General features: G+C 54.0%; 8 protein-coding genes and 2 pseudogenes. 2 read left to right on the top strand and 8 right to left on the bottom strand.

Translation table 11 applies throughout. The annotated features are described in order from the left end of the window. Positions 1-12: 12 nt before the first annotated feature. The 4 genes and pseudogenes from CC94_RS0102235 to CC94_RS25400 all read right to left on the bottom strand — a co-directional run. On the bottom strand, positions 13-2,418 hold the full coding sequence (locus CC94_RS0102235; RefSeq protein WP_005373558.1) for a caspase family protein: 2,406 nt from the start codon (positions 2,416-2,418) through the stop codon (positions 13-15). Positions 2,419-2,812: 394 nt separating this feature from the next. Continuing rightward, positions 2,813-3,094 (bottom strand): hypothetical protein, encoded by a 282-nt coding sequence (locus CC94_RS0102230; protein ID WP_031429647.1) that lies wholly within the window; start codon positions 3,092-3,094, stop codon positions 2,813-2,815. Between the two features lie 334 nt (positions 3,095-3,428). Continuing rightward, positions 3,429-3,497 (bottom strand): annotated as a pseudogene (locus CC94_RS25405) (hypothetical protein); the annotation flags it as partial. Positions 3,498-3,592: 95 nt separating this feature from the next. Next, positions 3,593-4,213, bottom strand: a pseudogene (locus CC94_RS25400) (hypothetical protein); the annotation flags it as partial. 102 nt (positions 4,214-4,315) lie between these two features. On the opposite strand from CC94_RS25400, the gene CC94_RS23530 reads away from it, so the two are divergent. Further along, positions 4,316-8,320: a MuF-C-terminal domain-containing protein gene (locus CC94_RS23530; protein ID WP_169740939.1), complete on the top strand. Its 4,005-nt coding sequence runs from the start codon at positions 4,316-4,318 to the stop codon at positions 8,318-8,320. Here the strand turns inward: CC94_RS23530 and CC94_RS0102195 are convergent. Then, positions 8,212-9,432 carry an aminotransferase class I/II-fold pyridoxal phosphate-dependent enzyme gene (locus CC94_RS0102195; RefSeq protein WP_005373554.1) on the bottom strand — a complete coding sequence of 407 codons (1,221 nt, stop codon included), beginning with the start codon at positions 9,430-9,432 and terminating at the stop codon, positions 8,212-8,214. The genes CC94_RS23530 and CC94_RS0102195 overlap by 109 nt on opposite strands. A gap of 12 nt (positions 9,433-9,444) precedes the next feature. After that, on the bottom strand, positions 9,445-10,398 hold the full coding sequence (locus CC94_RS0102190; protein WP_005373552.1) for an NAD-dependent epimerase/dehydratase family protein: 954 nt from the start codon (positions 10,396-10,398) through the stop codon (positions 9,445-9,447). Positions 10,399-10,708: 310 nt separating this feature from the next. Here CC94_RS0102190 and CC94_RS0102180 point away from each other — a divergent pair, with 310 nt between their 5' ends. Next, positions 10,709-12,613 carry a DCC1-like thiol-disulfide oxidoreductase family protein gene (locus tag CC94_RS0102180; protein ID WP_005373551.1) on the top strand — a complete coding sequence of 635 codons (1,905 nt, stop codon included), beginning with the start codon at positions 10,709-10,711 and terminating at the stop codon, positions 12,611-12,613. Positions 12,614-13,392: 779 nt separating this feature from the next. Here CC94_RS0102180 and CC94_RS0102175 read toward each other — a convergent pair. Both CC94_RS0102175 and smbP read right to left on the bottom strand, forming a co-directional pair. Beyond that, positions 13,393-13,605 (bottom strand): cold-shock protein, encoded by a 213-nt coding sequence (locus tag CC94_RS0102175; protein ID WP_005373549.1) that lies wholly within the window; start codon positions 13,603-13,605, stop codon positions 13,393-13,395. A 468-nt stretch (positions 13,606-14,073) separates the two neighbouring features. Next, entirely contained in the window at positions 14,074-14,418 is a 345-nt protein-coding gene (gene smbP, locus CC94_RS0102170) for a small metal-binding protein SmbP (RefSeq protein ID WP_005373547.1), read from the bottom strand. Between the last annotated feature and the right edge of the window lie 170 nt (positions 14,419-14,588).

The raw sequence follows: 14,588 nt of genomic DNA, 5'->3' as shown, positions 1-14,588 counted from the left end.
CTCGTAATCGAGTTAACTTTTAGGTACGAAGAAGAAGGGACTGCCTTCGTGCCCGGCATGCTGCAAGGCGGAATATTCGGGCGACTGTTGAAAGCCGACCATCGAGGCGGATTTTTTGACCTGACCGGAAACGATCCGGAACAGCTCGTAATCGACCATCATGCCCTTGTTCGAATTCAGCGCGGCCAACAGCGCCTTGGCAAAGACCGAGTGGTTGCCGCCGCCGGAATCCAGCACCGGTTCCTCGCCGCCCGATGTCATGACGGTGCGGGCCTTGCGGTTCATCATGAACTTGAGCCATTTTTCGCGCTTGTCTTCCGGCATGTCCTTCGGCAGGCGGACGATCGCGCCCTGCGTCATGGCACCCGAATAACACGAATCCGCGATAACCAGAATATGCCTGGCCGGAATCACGTTCAGATATTTGGTTACGTTGAAGCTGGACAGCCAGTTCGCGGTATTGTTCGGTTCGGCGTCGGTCGGCAGCCAGTAGGCGCTTTCGTCGCTTTTGTCGATTTCGCCGTGGCCCGCGTAATAAATCAGCAGATTGTCCTGGGAGGTCAGGCTCTGGCGCAGGTCGTTGAAAGCGGTCATGATTTGGTGCCGGTTCGCGTTGACCAGCAGTTTGGTCTTGAAGCCGTAGCGCGAGCGCAGCACTTCATCCAGCGCTTTGGCGTCGTTGGCCGAGGTGTTCAGGGTCGGCATGCTGGCATAATTGTTGTTGCCGATGATCAAAGCGTAATAGCGGCCGAAATTGACCGACGGGTAGGTGCTTGAAATCGTGCTTTCCGGCGCTTCGTCGAACGTCTGTGCGGCTGTCTGGGTTGGGGAAAGCAGATTGAAGGCGATCAGGCTGCGGCGGTTTTGCCGGTCGGTCGCGAGGATCTTGACCGGGGTCGAGGCCGACGCGATCGCGATTTCGGATTTGAAGAGGCCGTCTTTGTCGGGCTGGACGGTCATTTGATTGATCTTCAGGCTCTTCAAACTGCCGGGTGCCGAAATCCGGCCGACAATTTCCTTGATCTTGGTCGCCGAGCGCAGACGGAAACTCGGCGCCGTGCCCCGGGTCAACTTGACCGGCGGATCGAGGATTTCGATTGCCGGCCCTCCCTGCGCGACCGTCAACGGCTGGGCCAGATTACGCTTTTCATTCGCGATCGCATTTTTCAGTTCCTTGATCTGCTGGCCTTGCGCGATCAGTTCGCTCTTCGAGCGGGACAATTTGCCGCGCCGCGCCTCGACCGCCAGCTTTTCCTGCGTCGTGCCGGCTTGTCCGGCCTTCTCCTCGATGGTACTGACTTCCATGTTGATATGCGCCGCATTGGCTTGGTACTCGGTTTCGAGCGATTTCATGCGGGCTTCCATTTCGGCCAGCCGGCTTTCCGAAGCCTGGGTTTGCGGTTCTTCGACCTGTCCGGGCTCTTCGGTATCGGGTGTGGCTACCGTTTCCTGGCGAGCGATCGTCTGGGTTTTCGGGCGGCTCTTGATTTGTCTTTCTTCTTCCTTCAACTGTTTTTCCAGTTGGGAAACCTGTTGCCGCTGGTTTTTAAGGTCTGACTGCCTGGTATCGACTTCCTGCTGCAGCGATTGGATCAGCGCCTCGTTGCGGCTGGCCTTGCCTTTTTCCTGTTTCAGTCGGCCGCGGGTTTCGTCGAGCTGCCGTTCGATCGTTCTCGACTGCTGTTTTTGCTCGGCAAGCTGCTGGCGGGTGGCATCCAGTTGGGCGCGCAGGTTTTCGGCTTCCGCTTTATAGCCTTGCGATTCTTCGCGCAGTTGGCTGAGTTGCTGCTGATAATTGGCCTCGATCACGCTCGAAAACTGCAGATCGGAACCGGCCAGCCCGGAAGCTTTGCGGTACCAGTTCAACGCGGTGGCTTTGTCCTGTTTGACGCCGAGGCCTTTTTCATACAGATAGCCCAGGTTGATCTGCGCCTGCGAATCGCCTTTCTCGGCCGCCTTCAAATACCATTCGGCGGCCAGCTTCGGATCGGCCATCCCGCCGAGGCCCTTTTCGTAGATTTCGCCGACCTTCACCATCGCTTCCGGATCGCCCTGCTGCGCCTGCGGCAGCCAGATCTTCAGCGACGTGGCCGCATTCGCGCGGTCGTAAGCGACATATTCGCCGCCGCGCATTTCGCAGTCGCCGGCGGTGGTCTGGATTGGCCGCCGCGCGGTCAGATACATCGCCTTCGCGCCAAGCTTGCGCACCTGTCCCGGCAACAGGCAGTCCACCACGAACAGCTTGTCGGTGTCTTTCGGATCGTAACCGGCCGTCGCTTTGGAGTCATTCAATTCCGAAACGCTGGTCGCCGCGCAGCCGACCAGCACCATTAGCGCCGCGGCCGGAATGAAAGGAGGAGTTTTCGAGGATTTGCGCGCCGTGGTGCCGGGTGCGCCCGGCTTATGAAAAGGTTTCATAGGGCTTGTCCTTCTTGAGATTCAGAAGCGGTTGGAGGCAGAGTTGCCTAAAGCGGGCATGTTAAACGAGCCTTTCCGGAACGGCAAGCGGGCGAGAAAAAAAGAGGGATCGTTCTTTTACGGCGCGCAACATGAACCGACGGTATCCTTAATTTAAAACTGTCTGGAAAACCCGCTTTCCGGATTCACTTTTTAGGATGTTCACTTTTGGCTGACCTGATACGGTGGTATGAGAAGGATAACGGGCGTAATGCCGTTACCTTTACCGTGGGAGCGACGACTTCGTGTCGACTTTCGAAGTTTGTCGATGTTCAAGTTTCAGCTGTGTAGGCCGGGTTGGAGCTTTGCGGAAACCCGGCATTGCCGGCGTTGGGAAAAGCCGGGTTTCGTACCTTCAGCCCAGCCTACGGCTCTGAATGCGCGGGATTTCCTTCAGGATGTCGGCGCCGTCGAAATGGTCGGCCACCTTACGAATGGCATTATTCTTCAGGCTGGCATCGATCAAATGGGCGAAGTTGCGTACGATGTTTTCAAGCGGATCGCCCAAACTGGCCGTGCCGCCTTTCAATCGCCGAATGCCGGAAGTCTGGTGCGTCAATCCGCGCCGTCCGCGCGGACCTTTCACGTTGTCCTCGATCACCCGGTAAAACGGAATGTAATCGCCGCTATCCCACATCACCCGCGACTTCGGGAGCGTAAAAGCCCTCGACGCCGCCGGCATCGATCGATTCGGCGGTTTGCGGTACGTCGGCGGCGGCTTGTTCCACGCGCAACTTGCCGGCATCGAGCAGCCGCTTGACGCGCTTGGGCAGCCAGGATTTAACGTCGGCGACGGTGCTGCCGGTGGTGGGTGGGGATTTGGAGAATAGGCGGTCGAGCCCGCCTTGTTTGACTAACTGACGCGACCCACGTAAAACGTGTTCCAGTATTCCAGATCTTTCTCCGCCCGCGCTTGATACAAGGGACTGGAGGAATGCGCCGCGACGAGTCGTTGTCGAACCTGCTCGCGCTGCTCGTCCAACTCCATACTCCTTTTGGTACTTATCGAACTTGGCCCAGTCCACGGGTTGTCCGTCAATGGATCGTACAAACTGTCTTTTTCCGAAGTCATACTGAATATCCTTATAATTCTGGAAATTGATTTTTGCAGATTAGCAAGGAAAGTCTGAATCAATGACTGTGTTTTGTCAACGTCACTGCCTTGCCACTTCAACGGCACAACGCCAATCTCTGGAATCCCACGCCTTTGCTCGATGCTTGGCTCCATAAAATCGGTCGTACCCAAACGTAAAGCCAGTGACAGCATATTAGCCGTACGCCGGATTACCGCGTCATCGCTCAGCCCTGCGGGGTCGCCAACAAACACTTTGTCAGCATTATGCGCGTAATTGCCCAGGGCGTGATAGATCGCCGCACCGCCCTCGCCCGTACTTAACCGACTGACATCAATCCAAATTTCATCACCACGTTCGTACACATAAAACGGCTTGCCTTTGTCGGTCTTAAACACAAAGCGCCGATCCGCGCCGGACTCGCTGCGTTCATCTTCCCGCGTATCCTCGCCAACAAATTCAAAGTCTGGCGCAATGTCTTTCATCACGCCATCAAGCGTGGTCTTTGGACTAACTGGAAACCGGAAGAACTCGTCAACCTCCGCCAGCTCATTCAGCACTTCTTGCGCAAAGGCGAGGTCGTCTTGGATGGCGCGGCTGAACTTGATCCCGCCCTCATTTTCGGCGCTGCTGGCAGCGTCCCTATGCAAGGGATTGCTTGGGTCTTCGGAGACCGGCGCCATCTTCTTCAACTTGTCGGCTACGGCCGCCAAATCCGGGTAGTCGTTCAACACCTCCCGCGACACCGGCTCTCCGTATTCCAATGCCCGCTTAACGTCATGATAATGCTCGCGCAGCATATGGCCCCGCAGCATATGCCTTTCGGCATCCATGGCATTGACGCCCCATTCCCCCAGCGGATTCTCCTTGATTCTTACCGCCCTGTCTCTCAGATCCTGTCAGTTGACGCCGATGAATTTCGGCGCGATGTAGCGGCGCATCCGGACTATTACCTGATGATTGCGGGACACGACTATTTAAAGGGATTTGCGAAAGACAACGTGGTCGGCGAGATGGCGAAGATCAAGATCGCGTTGAGCAAGGCCAAGTCGTCGGCGGATTTGGCGGCCGTGGCCGACAAGTTGAAGAAGATGGCGCCGGTCTCCGAAGACCCAAGCAATCCCTTGCATGGGGATGCTGTCAGCAGCGCCGAAAATAAGGGCGGGATCAAGTTCAGCCGATCTACTAAAAATACCCATCCAAAGACATTCGTTTCATCTCCTGACGGCTCTTTAGATTTTGGAGAGATCACTCAAGATATTTCGACAACAATAGGCCGGCAGCCGGCAAAAATTCGTTTACGTTATGGCGATGAAAAGGAAGGCTTGGTGCATATTGAACTTCGTCATCAGGACGACATTAAGGCGCTTGGGTTTGATAGTGCTATTGATTTCATTAATGAAATTACGCGCAATTTTACGCGCATTCACAAAAGCGATAAGCCAAACAGCAGAAGTTTGATTTTGGTTGAAGACAAAGGCAAATTAAAGTTTGCCGCTATTCAACTAGAGCCAAGCGAAGATGGGGAATTTTACGAGATTAAAAACGCAACCCCAGGAAGAGACGATCAGTTCAAAAATAAAAAACCGCTTTGGGAGCGCGCCGGGCCCAGCGCGTCATCTGATAAACAGACCCTCTTAATCCCAGAGGCCAAGGCGGATGAAACAAGTATAACGGATACAGACCAAAATACAAGCTTGTCGTCGAAAACCGATCGGCCGGTAAGCGGCAGCACCGTCGCCGACGTTAAATCCTGGCTGCCCAAGCGCGTCAAGCGGCTGCTCGATGCCGGCAAGTTGAAAGTAGTGCAATCGGTCGAAGATCTTCCGGCCTATCTACAGGAGCGCGGCACAGCGCTGTATCATGCGGCCTGGCATGGCACACCACACGATTTTGACCGGTTCAGTCTGGAACATATCGGCAAAGGTGAGGGCGCGCAGGCGTTCGGCTACGGGCTTTATTTTGCAGATAGTAAAGGGATTGCTGAGTATTACCGCAAGGGGCTCAGTGCCAGAGACTTCATTGACTTGGCGAGGGACTCATACGATGAGTATTCGACCCCCGGTGATGCAGTTGATGAAATGCTGACAAATCCCAATCTGAGTGATGCGCAGAAGGAGCTATTGATTGCCTTGCAGAATGATGATTGGCTGGGGTTTGACTACCCACACCAAGCTATTTCTGCGGCATTAAAACACCCCGATGATTATGACTTATCTGATGAGACAAAACAGGCCCTGGCCAATCAAGGTCGTCTATACCAAGTTGAACTTGCCCCCGAACAAGACGAGTATTTGCTTTGGGATAAGCCGCTGAGTGAGCAGAGCGATAAGATTAAGAAGGCTCTTAAAGTTTTGGGTATGTGGCCACGTAATCCCGATGACGTTATGGGTGGAGATGTTGCCGTCCGTCCTGGTGATGGCTCTTACGAGAAAGAGGACAGAGCCGATAGGATGCACAGAGCCGGCATTCGCGGAATCAAATACCTCGACGCCACAAGCCGATCCGGCGAAAGCGAAAATTACAACTATGTCATTTTCTCGGACGAAGATATCAGCATCACTGCGAAATATAGCAAGCTGGCCGGCGTCGAGGCGCTCTATGACGGGCGGCACGACCAGATGTATCTGGTTGCTGATATGCTCAATCAGGATAACCTGCCGTCCGTCCTGGCCCACGAACTCCTGCACCGGGCCGAAGCCGTCGACCCGCAACTGAAAGCCGCAATCAACCGCTTTGAAAACCAGCTCGACCGCAGTTTCAAACATGCGGCGGCCGGCCGTGGTAGCGCGATTGAAAAGGCCGCATACCGGCGCGTGATGGACGCTAAGACGCCAGCCGCCGACCAAGCCGAGGAATATCGCGCCTATCTGGTTTCGGAGTACAGCAAGCGTCCTGATTCACTGGGCGGCATGGTCCGGAAGGCGATCGAGGATTTCATTGCGGCAATCCGTGTGGCGCTGATTCGTTCCGGGCTCGACATGGGTTTTATCAAGTCGCTGACGCCGGCCGATCTGGCGGCGATGTCGCGATATGGGGCAAAGGTTGCAAGCTCAAACGTAAAGCAAACCGGTGAGAATGGTAAAGCGGACAGGATGGCGAGCCGCAGCCAGACGACCCGAGAGGCGTATGAGAAGCGAATCGATGAGTTGTTTGCCGATCCGCAAAACATCAATCGCAATAGTCTACGTGAAATCAAAATACTTGATCGTGGCGACGTGTTGGATTTGATTGGCTTTGGAGACCTCCCTGTTTATGTTCATGAAGCTCACGCCGTCGACGACGGCCATTACAACCATTCGCTGACCGCAGAACAATGGAAGAAGATCCCAGAATGGCTAGAAAATCCTAATCTTGTTTTGGAACGCCAGTCGGATGGACATCTGACGATTATTGCGCCAGAGAAATCGGCGGATGGTAAGGCAATTATCGTTGCACTTGAACCGCAGGCGGAAAGCAAAGGGCGTACTGAAGCCAAAAATCGCCATCTAGTGTTGACGGCTTACGCAAAAGACCGTGGCGTTATGCCAGTTGACAAATATATTGAGAGCGGCCATCACAAGCCCCTGTACGTCAACCAAAAAATAAGCCCTAAGTTTTACCTGGGGTCTGGCGTCCAATTCGCCAGCGAGCCAAGTAAAATTAGGGCTTGGAACAAAAGCTTAAAGACTGACCGTGATCTTGTCAAGTACCGGAAGCCGCCTGATTCGGACAAAAGTTCAAGCGGCATCAAATTCAGCCGGGCACAGAACGAAAATCAGTCCATTGATGAATTACTCGGTGATCACAGCGAATCATCACGACATGAGTTGAAGAATAGGGCAAAGCACTATCTTGACAACATCATTCATGCGCTGGACGGCATGGGTCCACTTAAAGACCTGCCCAATAAAGACGACTACCTCGTGAAGCGGTATTTGACGCTGGGGAAACTGGCCAAGGTCGACGAGGTGGCCAGAGGTATTTACGACGCCTTCAAAGACGCCGGAGAGGATCAGGCCAATGTGTTCGAGTACCTGACCAACAAGTATGCGAATCCCTCGATCATCAAGAACGAGGCCATACGGGCCAGTGCTGTCAAAACGAAGAAGACGATCATCGATGTGGGGCAGAAGCTGGTCGACCGCGGGCTTCTCGATGAAGAAACCTACGACCAGAACCTAGGCGGGTATTTGCCGAGGCTGTACCTCAAGCATTTACTAGACGACAACATCATTTCCGCTTTAGGAACCGGCAAGAAACCGTCCAACATGGGTTATTTGAAATCCCGCAAAGACATTCCGCCCGACGTGCGCCGGCTGATTCTTGGCGAAATTACCCATCCCGGTTATCTGGCTTCGAAAGGCTACGGCATTCAAATGCGCGATGTTGCGTTGCTCGACTGGCTGGAGCAGATTTCGGAAAACAAGGATTGGGTTTTGCAGCAATCGTTGGTTGACTGGAAAGGCCGGAAAGTGACGCCGCTTTATTTGAAGGCCGAGGCGCAGCGTATTCGCGCTCAAGCTCTTGTAGGGTGGATTCGCCGCCAGGCAATCCGCCTCGCTTTGAAGGCTGTTGGCGTTTTGCTATCGCGAAAACGCCCTACAACGCTGCTCTTCATAACGCTTGACGTGGATAACAGTATCTACGCATGGGAGGCGACGATCCCACGAATGGGGCGATCGCGTCTGGAACCAGCGAACTACTTGAATTTTGCCAGTATCTCCAACAGATATTCCATATCCTTTTCGGTATGGTGCGCGGAGATCTGCAAGCGGATTTCTTCCTCGCCTTTCGGAACCACCGGATAATTCAGGCCGGCGGCTAGAATTCCGTGCGCGAAGAAATGTTCGGCCAGCGCGGCGGTGGCGGCCGTGTCGCGGATCAGGATCGGCACGATCGGGTGTTCGCCGGGCAGGGTTTCGAAGCCCAGGCGTTTCAGGCCGGCCCGCAGGCCGAGGCTCAATCGGCGCAGTTTTTCCAGCAATTCGATGCCTTCCGGACTGTCCACGATTTGCAGGGCGGTCAGGGCCGCTGCCGCTTCGCCGGGCGTGATCGGGTTGGAATAGATATACAGCGGCGCGCTTTCGCGGAGATAGGCGATCACGGCGGCGCTGGAGACGACATAGCCGCCGTTCACTCCGAATGCCTTGCCGAGCGTGCCGACCAGCACGTCGGCCCTGCCGCCGACGACCTCTTCGGTGCCGCGGCCGGTCCGGCCGAAGGCGCCAATCCCGTGCGAATCGTCGACCAGTGTGAGGATGCCTTGTTCGTAAGCGTTTTCATGCCGTTTGCAGATCGCCTCGATCCGGTCGAGCGCTGCATGGTCGCCGCGCATGCTGAATACGCCGTCGGTGACCACGCAGACGCGTTTGAATCGGCCGCGATGGGAAGACAGAATGTCGTTCAGCGCGTCGAGGTCTCCGTGCGCAAACACTTCTTTCCGGGCCGGTTGGGCAAGGCGGATCGCGTTGATGATGCAGTTATGGTTCAGCGCATCGCTGACTACCAGCGTTTCCTGCTCGATCAGTTGCGGCAGCACGCCGAGCATCGTCGCGTAGGCCGCGCTGAACAGCATGGCGGCTTCGCGGCCGTGGAATTCGGCCAGTTTTTTTTCGAGCGCGACATGGGGTTGATACGTGCCGCTGATGAAGCGAACCGCGCCCGGCCCCGTGCCGAAGCGGTCGCACGCTTCGGATTCGCTCCGGATTACGCGCGGGTCGAGCCCGAGGCCCAGATACGCATTCGCATTCATCCTGAGATAAGCGGTATCGCCGCCGCCTTCCAGCCAATAGCGCGGCCCGAAACCGTTTGCCGCAGGCCGGATGCCGGTGATTACTTTCTCTTGCCCTTTGCCGATACCTTGCATCCGCAATTGGCGGACTTTGTCGTTCAACCGCGTTTCGATTTTTGCCAGCGACATCGTGATCTCCGATTAGTTCTTTTGCAGTTTGACCGCGATTTTTTGGAGCATATCCTCGACCATCGCGGCCAGATCGAAGCGCGGTTGCCAGTCCCATTCGGCGCGGGCGGCGCTGTCGTTCATGTGCCGCGGCCAGGAGGAGGCGATCGCCTGGCGAACCGGGTCGATCCGGTAATCGATCGTGAAATCGGGAATGCGTTTCCGGATTTCGGCCGCCAGTTCCGCCGGCGTGAAACTCATCGCGGTCACATTGAACGCATTGCGGTGGCGCAGTTTGTCGGGAGCCGTGTTCATCAGTTTGAGCGCGGCATCGATCGCATCGGGCATGTACATCATGTCGAGTTGCGTGTCGGCGCTCAAAAAACAATCGTAATGCCGGGCGGCTAGTGCGGCGTAGAAAATCTCGACCGCATAATCGGTCGAACCGCCGCCCGGCGGCGCCTCGCTCGAAATCAGTCCCGGATAGCGCAGGCCGCGCGTATCGACGCCGAAGTGGCGGTAATAATAGTCGCACAACAGCTCGCCGGACACTTTGGTGATGCCGTAGATCGTTGTCGGCCGCTGCAGAGTATCCTGCGGCGTGTCGATCGACGGCGTGCCGGGGCCGAAAGCGCCGATCGAACTCGGGAAAAATATCGCGCAACGGTGTTTCCGGGCGGTTTCGAGCACGTTGAGCAGGCCGTTCATGTTGATGTCCCAGGCTTCCTGCGGCCGGGTTTCCGCGACCGCGGACAACAGGGCGGCGAGATGGAAAATCGTATCGCAGCGGTGTTCGGCGACGAGGTGATCGAGGCGGTCGCCGGCGCGCACGTCGAGCAGGTAAAAAGGACCCGGTTCGGCAAAATCGGCGGAGGGTTTCCGGTTGGAAGCGGCAATCACGTTGTCCGCGCCGTATGATTGCCGCAAGACCCGCGTCAATTCCGAGCCGATCTGTCCGGTTGCTCCTGTGATCAATATCTTCTTCATTCCCGTCCGCCGGTGCCGTTTACGATGGTGCTTAAGTTTACAACAGGTTCCGGCAATTTCGGGCGCGCAAATTCGACCGCAACGGATTTTTCGAAGCGCAGCATTCGGAGGTAAATCTTTGCCTTTGGCAACCCTTTACGAAAACCAAGCCCGACGAAAATTCCGTCCTTACGGGGTTTACATTTGGGTTATCCGTGATTCTCGTCTAAAATCTGCCCGCTTTAAATAACCTTTCTTTTTTTGTGGGCTTGATGTTTCGTGCAATTCTTGGCATTGTAGCGGCCCATTTCGATCAACCTTATTTAACCGCATGTTTCAATTTATTCTCTCGCTGATCAATCGGCTGCACGCCAAGCAGGTTCCTGCGGCCGGCATCGGCCTGTTCCGGATTTTGTACGGCCTGGTTACCCTTCAGGAAGTCCTGTTTCTGATTTATTTCAATCATCTAATTTTCGATCCGATTCCGTTTATCGACGTCGAATTTCCGACGATTCCGTTTTTTCTGGGGCTGTGGGCGTTGGTCGCGTTTTTCGTCGTGATCGGCTACCGTTACCGATTTTCGCTGCTGGCGAATTACCTGTTCTGGATCGTGTTCGTCAATTTTACGCCGATGCAGCGCGATTTCGACGGCGGTTTCGATATGTTCATGACCGGCGCCAATTTTTTCCTGCTGTTCATGCCGGGCGACCGCGCGTTTGCGATCGATGCGTTGCGGCATAAGCTCGGCACGCCGTTCCGGCCTTACCGCAGCTATCCCGAGCCCAGGGTGTCGTCGCTGACTTATTATTTGCCGGTCCTGATCTGTCTCGGCTTTTTGTATTTCGATTCGGCGATCCATAAACTGTTTGCCGAACACTGGCGCAACGGCCTGGGCTCGTGGCTGCCTTCGACGCAGCCTTATTATGTCTCCGCGCTGGATATGTCGTTCCTGCTGAATCAGGAGTATCTGGTCAAGGCGTTCGGCTATACGATCATCGTCTTCCAGTTCACGTTTTTGTTTTTCTTCAATCGTCGGTGTTTGCGCCCTCTGTATCTGTTCATCGGTATTGGCCTGCATCTCGGGATTACGCTGTCGCTGAACATTTATCCGTTCGGGCTGGGAATGCTGAGCTTCTACACGCTGCTGGTGCCTTTCAGTTGGTGGCGCCGGATCGGCCGGTTTTTTACCGCGCGCGAGCCGTCGCTGACCGTGTTTTACGACCAGCTTTGCCCGCTCTGCAACCGGACCGTGCTGGTGCTGAACCATTTCGATATTTTCCGCCGGATCGATTTCAAAAGCGCGCAGGAATATGCCGGACAGTATTCCGCCTTGCGCGCGCTGAGCCAGGAGGAATTGCTGAAAGACCTGTATGCCCTGGACAGGGAAAACCGGCTTTATGCGGGGCTGGATACCTATATCCGGATTTTGATCGAGATGCGTTATCCGGCCCTCTTGGGCTTGATGCTGAAAGTACCCGGCATTTATCATCTGGCCGCAAGAAAATACCGGCAAATCGCCGATACCCGTGCTCGTGTGACTTGTACGGAAGCGTGCGTGATTTCGACCCCTTTACCGGACCGGACTTTCTACCATCAAATATTCGAAGAGTATGCCGGTCAGAAACCGAAGGCTTTTGCGCGGAAACTCGCGAAAGTTCTGGTTGCAATCGTGCTGCTGCAACTGAACAGCACGATCCACTATGGTTTTTTGTACCGCTTCAAATGGAACAAGCCCGAGAGCCCGGTGTTGGCGGCGATGGTCAAAGGCAGCAACGAGCTGATCTCGGTTTCCCAGCTGTTTCTCGGCATCGCGCCGCATGCCTTGTATCTGCACGATCATTTCGCCGGCTACGACCGGATCATTGGGATCACTTATACCGACGCGGAAGGCCGCGAGCACTGGCTGCCGTTCGTGAACGAGCAGGGCAGACTGCTGGCGCCGAACTGGGGACGGGTGCATTCGATGTGGGCGAATATTGCGGTGACGCCGACGATCAACGAGACGCGGCTGAAAAAATTCATCATGAAGGTGACCGCATTCTGGGGACAAAAGATCGGTTTGCCGCTCGATCGGACGGTTTTCCATCTGAAGATGAAAAAAATCGATGCGCCGACGGAGTGGGTCGAGGATCAGCTGCATAAAAATTTCGCTTCGCCCTGGTTTGAGATCGGAACGGCGAGATGGAACAACGGTGTAATCTCGATAGAGATGCCCGACAATATCAACGAACTATGAAGCATTTGTCGTGCCGGTCTATTTTTTATTGCGCGATTAGAACCGGCATGGTATAAATTACGCGCCTTTTATGGCGCACGAATAAAAATAATTTAAATTTTTTTGGAGGATATTTTATGAAAAAAGTTCTTTCAGTTCTGGCTGTAGCCCTGATGATTGTTGGCCTGACTGGCTGCCTTGATTCTCAAGATGATTTGAAACAAAGACCAGGCGCTACTTCTAGCGTTTCACTCTAATCGAGTGGCTGAAAGTTCGGTTTGTCTTATTGCATCAATTAAAAAGTCATGATATAAAGTGAACGTGCCGTTGAGCACACACTTATAAAAATAATTCAACTCTACTGTGGAGGATATTATTATGAAGAAAGCATTAGCACTTCTGGCTCTGACTCTAACAATTGTTGGTTTGACTGGCTGCCTGGATCCGCAAGACGGTGAAAAGCAAAGACCAGGAGCTTCTAGTTCAATCAGTTTGTAATAAAAACTGACCGGATATACCAAAAAACCCAGCTTAACGGCTGGGTTTTTTGTTTCTGCTCTCCATCTGCAACGCAGCGGATCTATTGCCTTTCGAAATCGAGCCGTCCCCGGGCCGTTCTGCTATCCGTCAAGCCGGTTCTTCGTTTGAGTTCAACGTAAAATTGCTCCATTCTACCGTCCCGGTTCTATTTGAAGCGGGCTTGATGCTCATGGAATCAAGGATGCGGTAAAACTGTGCGGATAAATAAAGCGGAAGACAGGCTGTAGCCTCATGCGAGGGCAGCCTGCCGAATTCATGGATTAAACGACTTTTACGTTTTCGGCTTGAGGGCCTTTGGGGCCGCGGCTTACGCTGAATTCCACCCTTTGGCCTTCATCGAGGGTTTTATAGCCGCCCGCATTGATGATGCTTCTGAAATGAACGAAAACATCGGGGCCGGATTGTTGTTGAATAAAGCCGAAGCCTTTCTCTGCATTGAACCATTTGACGGTACCGGTAGTAACTGTAGACATTAGCGAGTCCTGATAAATAATTGAGTGTAAAGCGCCCTGAACGGGCAGATGTAGCTGTAAAAGAGAACTTACTTAATGAAAAACAGGACGAGAAACTACGGGAGAGACGTCGAAATGGTAAACAGCGGGTAAATCTTTTTTCTAGCTGGGGCCAGTATGGGCTTCATATTTCACAAAGTCAAGCGATATCTGGCGATCGGGGGTAAGGCTAAAGGGCGCGATGGCCGAATCGGATTGTCAAAAGGGAAAATTTCTGTAGAAGATTTTGTCTGAGCGGCGCCCTGGCTGAACGTGCAAAGACGGTGATGAGCTTGGCTCGCATAATAAAAAGCCCGCGCTATTCATAAATAGCGCGGGCTTTCAACCTGCAAAAAATGAGAACCATTAATCTTGAACATACCGGCAAAAGCCCAGAGTTTCTGCAGTTTACGGTTTTTTCCGCTTAAAGACGCATACTCAAGCCTAAAATTACTGATTGCCGGCCTTGATGTGTTGAGCGGCTTCTTCTGCAGCTTTGGTTGCGGCTTTTGCATGTTCCTTGCCTTTCATTCTGCCGTGCTCGATCGCCGCTTCGAGCGATTTTACCGCGGCGTCCATATGCGTTTTGGATTCGCCGCTGGCCACTTCGGCAGCCGCTTTCGCATGAGTCAAGGCTTCTTTGGCATGGGTCGTCAGAATGGCGTTGTGCTCGGCCTTTCCATATTGGATGGCCATATTGGTATGCTTCAGAGCCGCATCGGCGTGCTCTTCCGCAAGAGCCGAAAAGCTTAAGAAACCCATTAAAGCGGCGCCGATCAAAGTGATTTTTTTCATAGTGTCCTCCGTCTATTTTTATTATGGATGGATGTTCCTGATCCGTAGCGATAACCAATTTGCTAAGTTCAGAAGCAGGAATCATAACACGTTCAGTAAAAAGTGAATGTTTTAATTCCGACAAGAACAATCGGAATTCATTTCGTTGACCGGAATTACCCAGTAGAGAG

The sequence above is a fragment of the Methylomicrobium agile genome (assembly GCF_000733855.1).
Classification (GTDB): domain Bacteria; phylum Pseudomonadota; class Gammaproteobacteria; order Methylococcales; family Methylomonadaceae; genus Methylomicrobium; species Methylomicrobium agile.
Note: the sequence above shows the minus strand (reverse complement) of the source record. Positions and strands in the feature narration are given on the sequence as shown.